Below are 16,520 nucleotides of genomic sequence, written 5' to 3' on the forward strand. Positions count from 1 at the left end.
CCCCCCCCCCCCCCCCCCCCCCCCCCCCCCCCCCCCCCCCCCCCCCCCCCCCCCCCCCCCCCCCCCCCCCCCCCCCCCCCCCCCCCCCCCCCCGGAACCGCAGCAGGGACGCGAGCGGCACGCCCGAGAGGTGGATGCGCTCCAGCCCGACGGTACGGCCACCCGGCTGCTCGAACAGCCGCACCCCGTCCCCGAGCAGCACGGGCGCGACACAGGTCAGCACCTCGTCCAGCACGCCTGCCGCCAGACACTGCCGGGCGACGTCCGCACCGAGCACGTTCACGTACTTGTCGCCGGCCGCCTCCTTCGCCTGCCGGACCGCCTCGGCGAAGTCGCTCACGAACGTGATGCCCGGCCAGGCGGTCCCGGGCACATGGTGGGTCAGCACGATCTGCGGCCCGGACCAGCCCCCGCCGAACGCCTCACCCTCGGCGGGCGTGTCCTTGTAGGGGTCGTCGCCGCGGAACGTGCGGTTGCCGACCAGCAGCGACCCGATGTCACCGATCAGCTCGTCCACATAGGGATTGGGCCCGAGGTACGGGGTCAGCCACGACATGTCCCCGCCCGGCCCGGCGATGAAGCCGTCCAGCGACATGGTGACGGAGTAGAGCAGCTTGGCCATGCCCGTCAGTCTGCCGCTTGTGCTCAATCCGGGTTCAGGGTGCAGGGTGATCGGATGATCGATCCGCTGGTTTCCGTACGCCTGGCCCGGCCGTGCCGTGATCTCGCCGCCGTGCGCCGCTTCTACGTCGACGGCCTCGGGCTGGAGGTGCTCTACGAGGGCTCGGGTCCGCACGACATCGTCATGCTCGGCTGGCCGCGGGCGGCCTGGCACCTCGAGCTGGTCGGCGGATCGTCGAGCGAGCCGGCGCCGACCGAGCAGGACCTGCTGGTGCTCTACCTGGCCGGGCCGGTCGACGAGGAGGTGGTGGCCCGGCTGGAGGCGAACGGCGGCACCCGGGTGTCCCAGGGCGACTACTGGGACAAGTGGGGAGTGACCGTGGCCGACCCGGACGGATATCGGCTCGTTCTTTCCGCCCGGAGCTGGTGAGGAGCGGCAGAAAATCCGGCATAGTTGCGCGCTGGGCAAGAAGGCCCGCCCGCGACGTCACATCCGGATGGTGATCAGGGTGCCGCGCTTCGCACAGTGAGGCATGAGCCTGACCCTCGCCCCTGGAACAGCCTGGTCCGATGTCCTCGCCCGGGTCGCGGCCGCCGCGCCTGAGGCGCTCACGGCCGATCGGCTGCGGAACCTCTACGCCGGCAAGTGGCATGACGTCGGCACGCCGGCTGAGCTGCGTACCCCCGTGGACGGCACCATGCTCACGCACCTGGCCAAGGTCGATGCCGGCACCGCGGCCGAGGCCGTGCGGGCCGCGACCGCGGCCCACCGGATCTGGTCGGCGACGCCGCTCGCCGAACGCAAGGCCCGCGTCGCGGCCGCCGTCGAGGCCCTGGCTCTGCACCGCGACCTGCTGGCCCTGATCCTGGCCTGGGAGATCGGCAAACCGTGGCGGCTGGCCTGCGCGGACGTCGACCGGGCCCTGGACGGCGTGCGCTGGTACGCCGAGCAGATCGACCGGCAGGTCGCCGGCCGGGAACCGCTGCCCGGACCGGTCAGCAACATCGCCTCCTGGAACTACCCGATGAGCGTGCTCGTGCACGCCGAGCTGGTGCAGCTGCTGGCCGGCAACGCGGTCGTCGCCAAGACGCCGTCGCAGGGCGGCGCCGTGTGCCTGACGCTGGCCCACGCGCTGATGGTGCGGGCCGGGCTGCCCGTGACGCTGCTCTCCGGCAGCGGCGAGGAGCTCTCGGAGGTGCTGGTCCGCGCGCCGGAGATCGGCGCGGTCGCGTTTGTCGGCGGCCGTTCCAACGGCGGCAAGGTGGCGGCGGCCCTGCTGGACTCCGACAAGCGGCACTTCATCGAGCAGGAAGGCCTCAACGCGTGGGGGATCTGGGAGTTCTCCCAGTGGGACCTGCTCGCCGGGCACCTGCGTAAAGGCTTCGAGTACGGCAAGCAGCGCTGCACGGCGTACCCGCGTTTCGTGGTGCAGCGGGAGCTCGTCGACGCGTTCCTGGACGTGTATTTGCCGGTGGTCAAGGCGGTCCGCTTCGGGCATCCGCTCGCCGTCGAGGCGCCCGGCGATCCGCTGCCGGAGCTGGACTTCGGGCCGCTGATCAGCGCGGCCAAGGCGGGCGAGCTGCGCCGCAAGGTCGACGAGGCGATCCGCGGCGGCGCGGTGCCGCTGCACCGGGGCGCGAGCTCGGCGGGCCGGTTCCTGGACGGGCAGGACACCAGCGCGTACGTGGCGCCGGCCGCGCTGCTGGCCCCGCCCGGACGGTCCCGGCTCATGCACGCCGAACCGTTCGGTCCCGTCGACACGATCATCGTGGTGGACACCGAGGACGAGCTGCTGTCGGCGATGAACGCCAGCAACGGTGCCCTGGTGGCGAGCCTCGCGGTGGACGACGAGGAACTGGCGGCCAAGCTGGCCCAGGACGTGCAGGCCTTCAAGGTCGGCATCAACCGGCCGCGCTCGCGGGGCGACCGCGACGAGTGCTTCGGTGGCCGGGGCGCCTCCTGGAAGGGTGCGTTCGTCGGCGGCGACCTGCTCGTGCACGCGGTCACCGTGGGGGAGCCCGGCGAGCGCCTGTACGGCAACTTCCCCGACTACAGCAGCTACCCGCCGGACATGTGAGCGCCGGGCTGCACCAGACTGGACGCCATGCCCAGGACGATGCGGATCAGCACGCGCAATGCCACGTTCCAGCAGTGGGAGGCCCTGCTGACCAACCGGAACAAGCGGCAGCGCGCCGGTGAGTTCCTGGTCCAGGGCGTCCGCCCGATCTCCCTGGCGGTGGAACGCGGCTGGGAGATCCGCACCCTGCTGGCCTCGGACGGGCCCGGCCTGTCCAAGTGGGGGCGCGAGGTCATCGAGACCGCCGGAGCGCCGCGGGCCGTGGTCGCCGCCGAGCTGATGCGCGAGCTGGGCGGCAAGGACGAGGACGCGCCGGAACTGCTGGCCGTGGTGGGCATGCCGCCGGACGACCTGACCCGCCTGACACCCGGCGCGAACCTGCTGGTGGTGGTCTTCGACCGGCCCACCACGCCGGGCAACATCGGCACGCTGGTGCGCTCGGCGGACGCGTTCGGCGCTACCGGCGTGGTCGTCACCGGGCACGCCGCGGACCCGTACGACCCGAAGGCGGTCCGGGCCAGCACCGGGTCGCTCTTCGCGCTGCCGGTGGTGCGGGTGCCGAGCCACCGGGAGGTCCTCGACTGGGCCGGTGACCTGCGCGCGGACGGCGTACCGGTGCAGGTCGTCGGCACCGACGAGCGCGGCCCGGTCGAGATCGCCGAGCACGACCTGACCGGGCCGACGGTCCTGGCGGTCGGTAACGAGACGCACGGGCTGAGCGCCGGCTGGCGGGAGGCCTGCGACCGGATGGTCCGGATCCCGATCACGGGTGCGGCCAGCAGCCTGAACGCGGCCTCGGCGGCCAGCGTGGCGCTGTACGAGGCCGCCCGCCAGCGGCGCCGCGTCTAGTTCCCGGCGAACTTCGCGATGGCGGCCGGGGTTACCGGAGTGAAGAAGTTGACGAGGTTGCCGTCGGGGTCGCGCACCAGCAGGGACCGGTTGCCCCAGGGCATCGTGGTGGGCTCGGCGACGACCTCGTCGACGCGGCCGGCGATGCCGCGGTAGACAAGATCGACGTCGTCGACCAGGAACTCGATGATCACGGTGCGGTTGTCGGCCGGCCGGGCCGCGCCGGGCGCGAAGAGATCAACAGTACGGGTGCTGCCGATCGCGAGGGTGGCCCGCTCGGTGGTCAACTCGGCGAAATCCTCGGTGAACCAGCGCGCCTGCACCCCCGTGACCTGCTCATAGAAGGCGACCAGCCGCGCGGTGTCGGCGGTGATGATGCGGATCGAGACGATGTTCATGAGGGCACGCTAAAACCGATACTGGACAGAAACGGCCCAGTATTCACGCTAGATTTCCGCGCATGGCCCGACCCACCGCCCAGGTCCTCACTCTGCTGGAGCTGCTCCAGTCGGGCGGCATCCGCACCCTGACGGAGCTGGCCGACCGGCTGGGCGTCGACCCGCGCACCGTCCGGCGGTACGTGGCCCACCTGATCGACCTGGACGTGCCCGTCGAATCGGTCCGCGGCCGGCACGGCGGCTACCGGCTCGCCTCCGGCTTCCGCATGCCTCCCCTGATGCTCAGCGACGACGAAGCGCTCGCTGTGCTGCTCGGCCTGATCGCCGGCCGCCGTACGGGCCTGGCGACGACCACGGGCACAGCGAGCGAGACGGCGGCGGCCAAGATCCGGCGGGTGCTGCCGGAACGGCTCGCCCGCAAGCTCGACACCGTGCTCGAGTCGCTCGCCTTCACGGCCGCGCCCGGCGAGTTCGCCCTGCCGGAGACCGCTGTGCTGCTCACGGTCGCGGATGCGGTGCGCCACTGCCGGCCGGTCGCGATCACGTACACCGGGGGTGACGGGCGGCGCAGTGCGCGGACGGTGCATCCGTACGGGCTGGTCGCGCACTCTGGGCGGTGGTACGTCACGGGCGTCGACCCGGACCTCGGGGCCGACCGGACGTTTCGGCTCGACCGCATCGCGGACGCTCGGACGTTGCCGGGCTCGTTCGAGGCGCCCGCCGGGGTGGACCCGGTGCGGCGGGTGTTGTCCGGGTTGGCTGGGGCGCCGTACCGGCACCGGGTGACTGTGCGGATCCAGGCGACGGTCGAGCACATCCGGAGCCGGCTGCCCGCAGGGGTGGCGGAGCTCGACCCGGATCCGGAAGGCGGTGGGTGGGTGCGGGCCGAGCTGCGGGCCGAGCGGCTTGACTGGATTCCCGGGGTGCTGGCGTCGCTGGACCGGCCGTTGGTGATCGAGCGCCCGGACGAGCTGCGGGGACTGATCGCCGCCCTCGCCGAACGCCTCGCGGCGGCCGCCCGCACCACTCCAGGCGGTGGATAACCCGGTCGCCGGGAGTGGGGTGCGACCGTACGGTCGCAGCATGGTCCCCACCCTGCGCTCGATAGTCGACCCCACCGCGCTGGCCGGAATCGCCGCCCGGGAGTACGGGCTCGACGTCACCCGCTGCGTACTCCTGCGCTCGCTCGTCAACGACGTCTACCGGCTGGACACGCCGAACGGGCCGCGGGTGCTCAAGCTCTACCGGGCCGGGTACGGGTCCGCCGCCTGGGAAGTGGCACTGGCCGCGCACGTAGGGCCGGGCGTTGCTCAGGGCGTACCGCTGCTCGACGGCCGCCCGGCCGGTGCGCTGACGGCGGCCGAGGGTCCGCGGGCCTTCACGCTGTGGGAATGGGTGCCCGGCAGTAAACCGCCGAAGCCGCGCACCGACGAGCTCTACCACCGTTTCGGCATCGCCACGGCCGCGTTCCACGAGGCCGCTTCCGGCTTCCCGGGCCCGCCGGCCGTCGACGTGGGCGAGCTGGTCGACGACGTCCTGGCCCGGGTGCCCGACGCCGCCGACCGGGCGTTGATCGCCGGGCTGGCGGGGGAGGCGGGCCGCCGGGTGCGCCGGGCGGAGCTGGACCGTGGGATCTGCCACGGCGACGTGACCCTGGACAACGTGCACCAGGACGGCGACCGGATCCTCTTCTTCGACCTGGACCGGGCGGCGGACGGCTTCCGGGCGGCCGATCTCGCCCCGGTCGCGGGGACGCCGCACTGGCCGGCGTTCCTGGCCGGCTACCGCACGGTGCGCCCGTTCCGGGCCGCCGACGAGGCGGCGGTGCCGTGGCTGGGCGTGCTGCTGCGGATCGACTACCTGCACTTCCACCTGTACGCGAAACCGGCGATGGTCGGCACCGAATCGCTGACCGAGGGCTGGGTCGAGCAGAACCTGACCGAGCTGCGCGCCGCGGGGCGGCGGGTCGGAGTCTCAGCTGGGGGCTTCGCCGACCGATGAGAGGGGCAGTCGGGTTCGACCGAGGAGGCGATCGTGCGGCACAAACGCAGCGAGGCGGAGCAGCAGGTCGCGGAGCTGTTGCGGACCGCCCGGGAGTCGCTGGGGCTCAGCCTGGCCTTCATGACCCGGATGGACGGCACCACCCAGCACCTGGAGGTGGTCGAGTCGCCGCTGCCGTGGGTGTTCCGGGACGGCAACACCCAGCCGCAGGAGACCACTTTCTGCCAGGCGATCATGGATGGCAAGCTGCCCGCGGTCATGCCGAACGTCAAGGATTTTCCGGCGGCCATGAAGCTGCCCTCGGCCCGGATGCCGCGGATCCGCAGCTTCGTCTCGGTGCCGATGGTGCTCAGTGACGGCACCGTCTACGGCACTTTCTGCGCCGCCGGGTTCGCCGCCGACAAGGAGCTCAGCAAGCGGGACAAGGCTCTGATGGAGGTGCTGTCCCGGGCCGCCTCGGTGATCATCGAGCCGGGGGTGCGGGAGCGCAAACGCAACGCCGAGATCGAGGGCCGGCTGCGGCCGGTGATCGACGCCGGTGGCCCGCTCGTGCTGCTGCAGCCCATCGTCGACCTCGTCACCCGGCGGCGGGTCGGCACCGAGGCGCTGAGCCGGTTCCCGCGGGAGTGGAACCTCGCGCCCGACCTGTGCTTCGCCGACGCTGACCTGATCGGCGAACGCGAACGCCTCGAGGTGCAGGCCCTGCGGCGGGCCGGGGAGCATCTCGACCGGGTGGACGGCTACGTCGCCATGAACGTGTCGCCGGAGACTCTGTTCACCGACGACTGCGCCGACTTCCTGGCCCGGATTCCGCTCGACCGGGTGGTGCTGGAGCTGTCCGAGCACGAACCGATCGAGGACTACGACGCCCTGAAGGCGGTGCTGGCGCCGTTGCGGGCCCGCGGCATGCGGCTGGCCATCGACGACGTCGGCGCCGGCTTCTCCTCGCTGCGGCACATCGTCATCACCGCGCCCGACGTCATCAAGCTCGACCGCAGCATCGTCACCGGGCTCAGCGACGACCCGGTGCTTTCCGTGGTGGTGCACTCCCTGGTCGACCTGGCCCGGGCCACCGGCGCCCAGGTCGTCGCCGAAGGGGTCGAGACCGAGGCGGACGCCGCGGCGCTGGCGAAGCTCGGTGCCGGCCTCGGCCAGGGCTGGCACTTCGGCCGCGCCACCACCCCCGAGGAACTGCGCGACGACTACCCCGTGGCCGAGCCGGCGCCTGCGTTCGGCTGACCGCGGCGGCGGACCCGTGGCCGGAACGCCCCGGTCCGCCCCATTGAGCTGCCAAGACTGTCCGGTTGTCGGCAGTGCCGGACCGCCGCGCGTCAGTACGCTCGGCCGCGATGGACCTTCTGGAGCGCGACGGCCCCCTCGCCGAACTGGACGCGCTGCTGGCCGACACGGCCGGCGGCGGGCGGATCGCTGTCGTCTCCGGTGAGGCAGGTGCCGGCAAGTCCAGTCTGGCCTCCGCCTTCGCCGCTGCTACCGGGCCGCGCGCGTGGGTGCTCTGGGGCGCCTGCGACCCGCTGCTCACCCCGCGGGCCCTCGGGCCGTTGCACGACATCGCCCGCGAGGTGGGTGGTGCGCTGCGGGAACGGATGGCCGCGGGGGAGCGCAGCGCGGTCTTCGACGCCCTGCTCGACGCGCTCGACGGTCCCCGGCAGCGCCGCCGGCCCGTGGTGGTCATGGAGGACCTGCACTGGGCCGACGAGGCGACCCTCGACCTGGTGGCGTTCCTGGGGCGTCGGCTGGCGGTGCTGCGGGTGTTGCTCGTTCTCACGTACCGTGATGACGAGATCGGTCCCGACCACCAGCTGCGGACCGTCCTGGCCGGCCTGCCGCGGACCCTGGTCCGTCGGTTTCCGCTGGCCCCGCTGTCGGTCCAGGCGGTCGACGAGCTCGCCCGCCGCGCGGGCCGGGCTTCCTCCTCCGTGTACGCGGTGACGGGCGGTAACCCCCTGCTGGTCACCGAGGTCCTCGCCGCGACCGACTCCGCGGTGCCCGCCACCGTGCGCGACCTGGTGCTGTCCCGGCTGTCCGCGCTGTCTCCGGAGGGCCGGGAGGCCGCCGGTTTCGTGGCTGTCGTGCCGTCCCAGGCCGAGCCCGCGCTGCTCGCGTCACGCGGCGCCGGAGTGGAGGAATGCCTGGCCGGAGGCGTCCTGAGCGCCACGGCGGACGGGGTCGCGTACCGGCACGAGCTGCTGCGCCGGGCCGTGGAGCAGGAGTTGTCGCCGGTGCGCCGGGCCGCCCTGCACGCCGACGTGCTCGCCCAGCTCGCCGCCCGGGCCGGCGTGGACCCGGCCCGGCTCGTGCACCACGCCCACCACGCCGGGGACGCCGCCGCGGTGCTGCGCTGGGCACCCGTGGCCGCCGTACGGGCTGCCGGGGTGGGTGCCAACAAGCAGGCCGCGGCCCACTACGAGCTGGCGCTGCGGCACGCGGCCGGCGCGACGGCGGGGGAGCGGGCCGAGCTGCTGGAGGCGTACGCGACCGTCGCCTATCTGGCCGGGCAGATCGTGGAGGCGCTGGAGGCCCGGCGGCAGGCGCTGACGTTGCGCGAGCAGGCCGGTGACACCGTACGGATCGGCGAGAACCTGCGCTGGGTGTCCCGGCTCAGCTGGTGGCGGGGGTACACCCGGCAGGCCCGGCAGGCCGGCGTCCGGGCGGTCGAGGTGCTCGAGTCGATCGCGCCCGGACCGCAGCTCGCGATGGCCTACAGCAACCTGTCGCAGCTGCACATGCTCGCCGGTGAGGCCACCGCCATCGAGTGGGGCGAACGCGCCATCGACCTGGCCCGGCACTTCGGCGACCTGGACACCGAGGTGCACGCCCTGGTCAACGTGGGCTCGACCCGACAGGAACACGACCCCGTGCAGGGCGGCGCGGAGCTGGAACGGGCCCACACGCTCGCCGCCGCGGCCGGGCTCGACGACCACGCCACCCGGGCCCTGGCCAACAAGGCCTGCCAGGCGGTCGAGTGGTGCGACTTCGACATCGCCGAGGACGTGCTGGAACGGGTGCTGGACTTCGCCGAGGCCCGGGACCTGGACGGCTACGTGCGGCACCTGCTCGGCTACCGGGCCGCGATGCTGCTGGCCCGCGGCGACTGGGCCGGCGCCCAGGCCGACGCCGAGACGGCCATGTCCGGTCCGGAGCGTCCCGGGCCCTCCCGCAGCACCGCGCAGGTCGCGCTCGGCAAGCTGCGGGCACGCCGCGGCGACCCGGATGCCGTCGACATCCTGCTCAAGGCCGAGGGGCCGGCCTACGAGGCGGACGAGGTGCAGTTCGTCGGGCCGGTCTCGACCGGGCTGGCCGAGTACTACTGGATCGCCGGAGATCCGGCCCGCGCGGCCGCCGAGGCACGACGTGGGTACGCGGTGGCGGCCCGGGTCGGGCATGCCTGGTTCGCGGGACAGCTCGCCTACTGGCAGTGGCGGGCCGGGGAGCCGATCCCGGTCACCGAGCTGATCGCGCTGCCGTACAGGTTGCTGATCGAAGGGGACTGGCGGGGTGCCGCCGCCGAATGGGAGCGGCGGGGTTGCGCGTACGCCCGGGCGGAGGCGCTGAGCTGCGGTGGCGAGGAGGCGATCGCCGAGGCGCTGCGCATTGTGGACGGTCTCGGCGCGGTCGGCACGGCCCGGCGGCTGCGCGCCGAGCTGCGGGACAAGGGCGCCAAGGTGCCGCGCGGGCCTCGTCCGACCACGGCCGCCCATCCGACCGGGTTGACCGCCCGGCAGCGGGAGGTGCTGACGCTGCTCGCGGAAGGGCTGAGCAACGCCGACATCGCCGCGCGGCTGACACTGTCGGCGAAGACCGTCGACCATCATGTGTCGGCGGTGCTCGGCAAGCTCGGCGTACCGTCGCGAGGCCAGGCCGCCGCGGCCGCTCGCCGCCTCGGTCTGCTCGCACCTCGCTGACGCCAACATGGGGAGAACTCCCCACGCGAACCCCGGCCCGCCGCTCCTAGCGTCAGCCGCATGACGAGTTCACTTGCCCTTGACGGCATCAAAGCACGCCAGCAGAAGACCTGGGCCAGCGGCGACTACGGCGCGGTCGCGGCCCTGATCCAACCCATCTCCGAGGCGCTCGTGCAGGCCGCGGACCTGTCCGCCGGGTCGCGGGTCGTCGACGTGGCCACCGGTACGGGCAACGCGGCCATCGCGGCGGCCCGGTGCCTGTGCACGGTGACGGGCGTCGACTACGTACCCGAACTCCTGGACCGCGGCCGGGCGCGGGCCGACGCCGAGCACCTCCCGGTCGGCTTCGTCGAGGGCGACGCCGAGGCCCTGCCCGGCCGCGACGGCGAGTTCGACGCGGTCCTGTCCGTCGTCGGCGTCATGTTCGCCCCCGACCAGGAACGCGCGGCCGCCGAACTGACCCGGGTGTGCCGGCCGGGCGGCACGATCGCCCTGGCCAACTGGACGCCGGACGGCTTCATCGGCGAGCTCTTCCGCACCGTCGGCCGCCGCGTCCCGCCGCCGCCCGGCGTGCGCGCGCCCGTGGAATGGGGCAACGAGCCGCGGCTGCGGGAACTCTTCGGCGACCGGGTCCGCGACCTGCGGGTGACCCGGCGCGAGTTCGTCTTCCGGTTCGGGTCCCCGGAGGACTTCGCCGACTACTTCCGGGCGCACTACGGGCCGACGCTGAAGGCCTTCGAGGCGCTCGGCGAGGACGGCAAGTTGCTGCACGCCGACCTGGTCGACCTGATCACCCGGTACGACGTGGCCACGGACGGCACCACGAAGGTCCCGTCCGCGTACGTCGAGGTGCTGGCCACCCGCGTCTGAACGGGCCGTGCCCGGTCAGTCGACCGGCCGGCGCTGCTGAGGGACGGCGGCCCGCAGTGCCCCGTCCCCGGCCAGCTCGGTCAGCACGTCGTTGAGGGCGTCGACCTGGGCCTCGGTGTGCGCCGCGGTGAGCTGGACGCGGAAGCCGATCTCGTCGCGGGGCACCCCCGGGTACGGCGCCAGCGTCACGTACTGCCCGGCCCGCCACAGCCGCTCGGAGACGGCGATCAGGTCATGATCGGGCGAGATCGGGATCTCCACGACCGGGGTGTCGTCCTTGTTCAGGGTGTGCACACCGAGGCCCCGGACGTGCGAGAGCAGCTTCATGGTCAGCCGGTAGAGGTGCGTGCGCAGCTCGTCCCCGCGTTTGTCGTTGACGTCAAGGCCGGCCATGACCGTGGCCAGCGACGCCACCGGGGACGGGCCGGAATACAGGTACGTCGGCGCGGCGACCTTCAGCCTGTCCTTCACCGCCGTCGGCAACGCCAGGTACGCCAGCAGCGACGAGTAGGCCTTGGAGAAGCCGCCGACCAGGATGATGTCGTCGTACGTCTCACCGCTGTGCTTGACGATGGCGTTACCCCGCAGCCCGTACGGGGACTGCTCGACGGGACTGCGCTCACCGATCACGCCCATGCCGTGGGCGTCGTCGACGTACAGCACGGCGCCGTACTCCCGGCACAGCCGGGCGTACGTCTTCAGGTCCGGGATGTCGCCGGTCATGCTGTTGACGCCGTCCATGCAGACCATCACCGGCCGGGCGGTGGCCTCCCGGAGCAGCCGGGCGAGCTCGTCGGTGTCGCCGCTGCGGAAGCGGCGCAGCGTCGCGCCCTGCCCTCGCGCGAAGACACAACCGTCGTAGATGGTCTTGTGCGCCCGGCTCTCCATGATCAACGTGCCCTGCTGGGCCAGCGCCGGGATGACCCCGAGATGGATCTGGGAGATGGTCGGCAGCAGCAGGACGTCCTCGGCGCCGAGCAGGTCGCTCAGGCGCTCCTCGAGCTGCGGATAGAGCTGCGGGCTGCCGAGCATGCGCGACCAGCTCGGATGGGTGCCCCACTTGCGCAGCTGCGGCTCGACCGCGCCGATGACCTCCTCGTCGAGGTCCAGGCCCAGATAGTTGCAGGAGGCCCAGTCGACCAGCCAGTCCTGGCCGATCCGGATCCGGCGCCCGTCGATCTCGTCGATGACGGCGTCGTACATGCGGCTGTGCAGGCGCAGGTCTTCGATGTCGTGCGTCATTGCCGGCACGAGTGAACCCCTCTCACATAACGAATCATGCAAGCCGTACCCGGGCGGCTCGCGGATGAACCAGTGCGATGCAGAATGCAGGGACCGTCACGTCGGGCGAGCGCATCAGTGAAGCAGGTGCCGCCCACTGCGCCGTTTCGCCCGATCATGAGGCTTTCGCATGGTGGAATCGGGGCATGCGGATGACGGTGGGGGCCGAGCACGCGGCGTACCGGGATCGGCTCTAGCCGGCGATGCAGAGCGAATCCACCGCCCCGGCGCTGCTGCGCCCGGTCCTGCCCATCGCGGACCGGATGCGCACCAGCACGCGCCTGGCCGCCCTCATCCTGGTGCTGATGATCCCCGGGATCGTGGCCACGTCCGCCTACGTCCGCGAGGCCCGGGCCCAGATCGCCTTCAGCGAGGCCGAACGGCAGGGCCTCGAGGTGGTCCGGCCGGCTCTGCTGGCGCTGGCGAACACGGTCGCCGCCAAGGAACCCGACCTGGCCGGGGTCCGGGCCGCCGTGGCCGCCCATCCCGAGCTGCGGCTCGACGACTCCGTGCGGGCCGTGCCGGGGCGGCTGGGGCCCAAGCCGATCCAGCGGTTCGCGCTGGCCACGGCGCTCGCCGGGCTGATCACCGACGCCGGCAACAACTCGAATCTGATCCTGGACCCGGACCTGGACTCGTTCTACGTCATGGACGCCCAGATCGTGCAGCTGCCGAAGGCGCTGCTGGCCGCGGCCAAGATCGCCGCGGCCGATCTGACCGGCGGGACCAACGCCATCGCGACCCAGGCGGTCCGGGCCGGGGAGCTGGCCACGGCGGCCGACAACCTGCGGTACGACGTGAGCACCGCGGCCGCCAACACAGCGATGGACGGGCTCGACGGCCGGCTGACCGAGATCGCCGCCGCGGCCGACGCCATGACCACGCTGGCCGGCCAGCTCACCGACAATCTGGGCCGGCCCGGCCCGGCCGACGTGGGCCCGGTGGCGACGGCCATGTCCGGCGCGGTCGGCCCGCTCGCCGAGGTCCTGGACGACCTGCTCGAGGTCCGGGTGGACGGTTTCGCCCGCGAACGGCTCATCGTCCTCTGCGTCACCATCGGCGGTTTTGTTCTGGCCGCGTGGTTCGCCGTCGGCGTGCTGTGGCGCACCCGGCACGATGTCGCCCTGGCTGTCCGCGGCGTCACGGCGATCGCCGATGGTGACCTGGAGCCGCGCCCGGTCCCGGCCGGCCGGGACGAGCTCGGTGACATCGGCCTGGCCCTGACCACCGCGCGGTCCCGGATGCTGGCCCAGGAGCAGGAGCTGGCCCGCGCCCAGGTCGTCCGCGAGGAGCAGCTGCGGACCAGCTTCCAGCATCAGCGGCAGGCCGAGCTGCGGCTGCGCGACCGCGCCCAGCACATCATCGACGGGTCGACCACGGTCATCGCCGAGGAACTGCGCCGGGTCACCGACCAGGTCGGCGACGTCCGGCGCGCGGCCGAGACCATCGACAGCGGCATCTCGGCCACCGGCGCGGCCACCGAGGCGGTGGTGGCCGACGCCCGCCGGGCCGAGGACGTGATCGCCTCGCTGGAGCAGAGCCTGCGCCGGGTCGCCGAGACGGCCACTTTGGTCAAGGGCATCGCGGGCCAGACCCGGCTGCTGGCCCTCAACGCCACCATCGAGGCCGCCCGGGCGGGGGAGCTGGGGCTGGGCTTCACCGTCGTCGCCGACGAGGTCAAGGAGCTGGCCAACAGCACGTCCGTCTCGACCGAGCAGATCGCCGGGACGATCAGCGAGCTCGAACGCGACACCCAGCAGATGGCCGACACCATCGCCGCGATGGTCGCCGGCATCGCCGGGGTGGGCGACGCCGCGACGTCGCTGCGCGCGGTCGCCGCCGACCAGGGCACGGTGGTGGGCCGGCTGGCCGACCAGATGGGCCGCACGATCGGCCGGGTCGAGGAGATGTCGGGCCTGTCCGCGCAGCTCGAACGCCGGGAGAGCGACCGGGTGACCATGTCCGGCACGGTCCGGGTGCAGCGGGCCGGGGACACCTACACGACCGAGCTGATCAACGTCAGTCGCGGCGGTATCCGGGTGGGCCTGGACCCGGGCAGCCCGCTGAGCATCGGCGACGCCGTCCGGATCGAGGGCCTGGGCCCGCTGCCCGAAGCGATCCCGGCCCGGGTGGTCAGCCTCGGCACGGGCGAGGAGGCGGGCGAGGCCGGCCTGCAGTTCATGATCCCGGACGACGCCCTGGCCGAGCGGGTCGACCGCTACGTCGCCGACCTCATCGAGGGCGCCGCCCTACCGGCCACCTAGGCCCGGCCTCGGCGGCCCGCCGAGCCGAGCCGGCCGCGCCGGGCCGAGCCGGGCCGATCGCCGCCGGCCGGCCGGTGGACCACATCAGGGGAACGTCCGGACGTAGCGGCGTTGCCACGGCGTTTCGACCGCCCCGCGGTGATAGCCGGCGCGGACGTAAGCCACCGCCTCCGACGGGGGCACGCCGTCGAGCACGGCCAGGCAGGCCAGTGCCGTACCCGTGCGCCCCCGGCCGCCGCCGCAGGCGATCTCCACCCGCTCGTCCGCGGCCCGCTCCCAGGCCTCGCCCAGCAGCTTCACCGCCTGGGCCCGGTCGGCCGGCAGCCGGAAGTCGGGCCAGCGCAGCCACCGGCTCTCCCACGCCACCGGGGCCGGTTCGGCGCCGAGCAGGTACACCCCGAACTCCGGGACCGGCCCGGGCGGCAGCGGCCGGCGGAGTCCCCGCCCGCGCACCAGCCGCCCGGACGGCAGGGCCAGGATCCCGGCGGCGGGATCCCAGGTCATGCCGGGGGCAGGGACGACGCCACGGACGACAGCCACAGCACCACGGCGCGGGCGCCGGGGTCCGGGTGGCCGATCACCCGGTCGCCCAGGTAGCTGGACCGGCCCAGCCGGGCCCGGATCGCCGTCGTACCTTGCGCGCCGTTGCGGGCCGCGTCCACCGCGGCGGCCAGGGCGTCCCGGCCCGAGGCGCCGTCGCGCAACGCCGCGGCCATCGCCTCCGCGGCCGGGGCCAGGGCGTCGACCATCGTACGGTCGCCGACCTCGGCCCCGCCGACCTCGCGGACGCCGTCGGTGCCCGCTCGCAGCGCCGCCGACCACGCGCGGGCCGGGTCGTCCGGGCCGGCTTCCTCCAGGGCGGCCGCCGCGCGCAGCAGCAGGATCGCGTACAGCGGGCCGGAGGTGCCGCCGACGCTGCGCCGTACGGTCGCCGACGTGGCCCGCAGCACCGCCGCCGGGCCCTGCTCGCCGGGGTATTCGGGGCACTCCGCCAGCACCGCCGCCGCGCCCCGGGCCATGCTGATGCCCATGTCGCCGTCGCCGACCTCGCGGTCCAGGTCGGTCAGCTCGTCGCGGTGGGCGACCAGCGTCTCCGCCACCGCCTCCAGGGCCTGGCGCACCGGGTCGTCGGCGGGCAGCGTGCCGGTCGGGCCCTCGGCCGGGGCCGGCGCCGGGATGACCGCACCCTCGGCCGCCGGGATGGTGTGCGGCCAGGCCGGCGCGGTCGTCGGCGCGTCCAGCGCGGTCAGCAGCTCCTCGTCGACGGCGAGCAGGCTGACCGAGACGCCGGCCATGTCCAGCGCGGTGAGGAAGTTACCGGCCCAGAGCCGGGCCACCGGGTTGCCGCGTTTGCGCAGCTGCCGGACGGCGGCGTCGGCCACGATGGACAGCTCCATCGGCGGGGTCGCGCCGAGACCGTTGACCAGCAGCGCGACCGGCTGACCGGGGGCGACGCCGCGGTCGTCGGCGATCGCGGTGACCAGGCGCTCGGCCACGTCGTGAGCCTCCTGCAGGGCGGCGCGTTCCACCCCGGGCTCGCCGTGGATGCCCAGGCCCCACTCGGCCTCGTCGGCGTCGAGCAGGAAGCCGGGCTGGCCGGCCGCGGGCACGGTGCACGCGCTGAGGGCCAGGCCCATCGTGCCGACCGTGTCCGCGACGCGCTGGGCCCGGCGGGCCACCTCGGCCAGCGGCAGACCGGCCGCGGCGGCCGCGCCCGCGACCTTGTGGACCAGCACGGTGCCCGCGAGGCCCCGGCGGCCGGCGCCTCCCTCGGCAGCCAGCGCGACGTCGTCGGCGACCACGACGGTGGCCACGTCGACGCCCTCGGCCCGGGCCAGCTCGGCGGCGAGCCCGAAGTTGAGGCGGTCGCCGGTGTAGTTCTTGACGATCAGCAGGACGCCGCCGGGGGTGGCCACCGCCCGGATGGCGTCCAGGACGGCGTCCACGGACGGCGAGGTGAACACGTCACCCGCGACCGCCCCGGTCAGCATGCCGGCGCCCACGTACCCGGCGTGGGCCGGCTCGTGCCCGGCCCCGCCGCCGGAGAGCAGGGCGACGTGCCCGGCCGTGCGGACGTGGTCGATGTCGGTACGGACAGCGGTGGTCGAGCCGGCCAGGCGGGCGATGCCGGCGGCGGTGAGCGTGAGTCCGTCCAGGGCCTCGCTGACGACATCGTCAACGGCATTGATGAGCTTCTTCACCCGGATCATTCTCCTCCCCAGCCCGCGGATTGAC

At 73.7% G+C, this 16,520-nt stretch carries 14 protein-coding genes; 9 read left to right on the top strand and 5 right to left on the bottom strand.

The genetic code is table 11. The annotated features are described in order from the left end of the window. Positions 1–622 (bottom strand): dihydrofolate reductase family protein (locus ACZ6S4_RS43445; protein ID WP_465480489.1); only part of this gene is annotated, 622 nt, incomplete at its 3' end. A 54-nt stretch (positions 623–676) separates the two neighbouring features. Here ACZ6S4_RS43445 and ACZ6S4_RS43450 point away from each other — a divergent pair. From ACZ6S4_RS43450 to ACZ6S4_RS43460, 3 genes are all read left to right on the top strand, one after another. Then, entirely contained in the window at positions 677–1,051 is a 375-nt protein-coding gene (locus ACZ6S4_RS43450) for a VOC family protein (RefSeq protein ID WP_465480490.1), read from the top strand. Positions 1,052–1,154: 103 nt separating this feature from the next. Then, positions 1,155–2,699 (top strand): aldehyde dehydrogenase family protein, encoded by a 1,545-nt coding sequence (locus tag ACZ6S4_RS43455; protein WP_465480491.1) that lies wholly within the window; start codon positions 1,155–1,157, stop codon positions 2,697–2,699. A gap of 27 nt (positions 2,700–2,726) precedes the next feature. Beyond that, positions 2,727–3,548, top strand: a complete 822-nt coding sequence (locus ACZ6S4_RS43460; RefSeq protein WP_465480492.1) for a TrmH family RNA methyltransferase — start codon at positions 2,727–2,729, stop codon at positions 3,546–3,548. Here the strand turns inward: ACZ6S4_RS43460 and ACZ6S4_RS43465 are convergent. Continuing rightward, positions 3,545–3,946 carry a VOC family protein gene (locus ACZ6S4_RS43465; protein ID WP_465480493.1) on the bottom strand — a complete coding sequence of 134 codons (402 nt, stop codon included), beginning with the start codon at positions 3,944–3,946 and terminating at the stop codon, positions 3,545–3,547. The genes ACZ6S4_RS43460 and ACZ6S4_RS43465 overlap by 4 nt on opposite strands. A 62-nt stretch (positions 3,947–4,008) precedes the next feature. Here ACZ6S4_RS43465 and ACZ6S4_RS43470 point away from each other — a divergent pair, with 62 nt between their 5' ends. The 5 genes from ACZ6S4_RS43470 to ACZ6S4_RS43490 all read left to right on the top strand — a co-directional run bounded on the left by ACZ6S4_RS43470 (position 4,009) and on the right by ACZ6S4_RS43490 (position 10,740). Further along, positions 4,009–4,989 carry a helix-turn-helix transcriptional regulator gene (locus ACZ6S4_RS43470; RefSeq protein ID WP_465480494.1) on the top strand — a complete coding sequence of 327 codons (981 nt, stop codon included), beginning with the start codon at positions 4,009–4,011 and terminating at the stop codon, positions 4,987–4,989. A 40-nt stretch (positions 4,990–5,029) separates the two neighbouring features. Beyond that, positions 5,030–5,947: a phosphotransferase enzyme family protein gene (locus ACZ6S4_RS43475; protein ID WP_465480495.1), complete on the top strand. Its 918-nt coding sequence runs from the start codon at positions 5,030–5,032 to the stop codon at positions 5,945–5,947. A gap of 33 nt (positions 5,948–5,980) precedes the next feature. After that, entirely contained in the window at positions 5,981–7,186 is a 1,206-nt protein-coding gene (locus ACZ6S4_RS43480) for a sensor domain-containing phosphodiesterase (RefSeq protein ID WP_465480496.1), read from the top strand. A 110-nt stretch (positions 7,187–7,296) separates the two neighbouring features. Further along, complete coding sequence (locus ACZ6S4_RS43485; RefSeq protein ID WP_465480497.1) at positions 7,297–9,870, top strand: AAA family ATPase; 2,574 nt, start codon at positions 7,297–7,299, stop codon at positions 9,868–9,870. Between the two features lie 60 nt (positions 9,871–9,930). Further along, positions 9,931–10,740: a class I SAM-dependent methyltransferase gene (locus tag ACZ6S4_RS43490; RefSeq protein WP_465480498.1), complete on the top strand. Its 810-nt coding sequence runs from the start codon at positions 9,931–9,933 to the stop codon at positions 10,738–10,740. A gap of 15 nt (positions 10,741–10,755) precedes the next feature. On the opposite strand, the gene ACZ6S4_RS43495 is transcribed toward ACZ6S4_RS43490, so the two are convergent. Further along, positions 10,756–11,982: an aminotransferase class I/II-fold pyridoxal phosphate-dependent enzyme gene (locus ACZ6S4_RS43495; RefSeq protein WP_465480526.1), complete on the bottom strand. Its 1,227-nt coding sequence runs from the start codon at positions 11,980–11,982 to the stop codon at positions 10,756–10,758. Positions 11,983–12,224: 242 nt separating this feature from the next. On the opposite strand from ACZ6S4_RS43495, the gene ACZ6S4_RS43500 reads away from it, so the two are divergent. Further along, the gene (locus tag ACZ6S4_RS43500; protein WP_465480499.1) at positions 12,225–14,285 is read left to right on the top strand and encodes a methyl-accepting chemotaxis protein; all 2,061 of its coding nucleotides are present in this window, start codon (positions 12,225–12,227) and stop codon (positions 14,283–14,285) included. An 84-nt stretch (positions 14,286–14,369) separates the two neighbouring features. Here the strand turns inward: ACZ6S4_RS43500 and ACZ6S4_RS43505 are convergent, their stop codons facing one another. After that, positions 14,370–14,789 carry a protein-tyrosine phosphatase family protein gene (locus tag ACZ6S4_RS43505; protein ID WP_465480500.1) on the bottom strand — a complete coding sequence of 140 codons (420 nt, stop codon included), beginning with the start codon at positions 14,787–14,789 and terminating at the stop codon, positions 14,370–14,372. Beyond that, the gene (gene dhaL, locus ACZ6S4_RS43510; RefSeq protein ID WP_465480501.1) at positions 14,786–16,486 is read right to left on the bottom strand and encodes a dihydroxyacetone kinase subunit DhaL; all 1,701 of its coding nucleotides are present in this window, start codon (positions 16,484–16,486) and stop codon (positions 14,786–14,788) included. The genes ACZ6S4_RS43505 and dhaL overlap by 4 nt, the downstream gene beginning before the upstream one ends. Positions 16,487–16,520 lie beyond the last annotated feature (34 nt).

The organism is Actinoplanes sp. NPDC051405, from assembly GCF_055586185.1.

What these genes read in the sequence shown, in the direction of transcription:
- ACZ6S4_RS43465 (WP_465480493.1), bottom strand. Translation starts at nt 3,946, where the DNA reads ATGAACATCGTCTCGATCCGCATCATCACCGCCGACACCGCGCGGCTG.
- ACZ6S4_RS43450 (WP_465480490.1), top strand. Translation starts at nt 677, where the DNA reads ATGATCGATCCGCTGGTTTCCGTACGCCTGGCCCGGCCGTGCCGTGAT.
- ACZ6S4_RS43455 (WP_465480491.1), top strand. Translation starts at nt 1,155, where the DNA reads ATGAGCCTGACCCTCGCCCCTGGAACAGCCTGGTCCGATGTCCTCGCC.
- ACZ6S4_RS43470 (WP_465480494.1), top strand. Translation starts at nt 4,009, where the DNA reads ATGGCCCGACCCACCGCCCAGGTCCTCACTCTGCTGGAGCTGCTCCAG.
- ACZ6S4_RS43495 (WP_465480526.1), bottom strand. Translation starts at nt 11,982, where the DNA reads ATGACGCACGACATCGAAGACCTGCGCCTGCACAGCCGCATGTACGAC.
- ACZ6S4_RS43485 (WP_465480497.1), top strand. Translation starts at nt 7,297, where the DNA reads ATGGACCTTCTGGAGCGCGACGGCCCCCTCGCCGAACTGGACGCGCTG.
- ACZ6S4_RS43505 (WP_465480500.1), bottom strand. Translation starts at nt 14,789, where the DNA reads ATGACCTGGGATCCCGCCGCCGGGATCCTGGCCCTGCCGTCCGGGCGG.
- ACZ6S4_RS43475 (WP_465480495.1), top strand. Translation starts at nt 5,030, where the DNA reads ATGGTCCCCACCCTGCGCTCGATAGTCGACCCCACCGCGCTGGCCGGA.
- ACZ6S4_RS43460 (WP_465480492.1), top strand. Translation starts at nt 2,727, where the DNA reads ATGCCCAGGACGATGCGGATCAGCACGCGCAATGCCACGTTCCAGCAG.
- ACZ6S4_RS43500 (WP_465480499.1), top strand. Translation starts at nt 12,225, where the DNA reads ATGCAGAGCGAATCCACCGCCCCGGCGCTGCTGCGCCCGGTCCTGCCC.
- ACZ6S4_RS43490 (WP_465480498.1), top strand. Translation starts at nt 9,931, where the DNA reads ATGACGAGTTCACTTGCCCTTGACGGCATCAAAGCACGCCAGCAGAAG.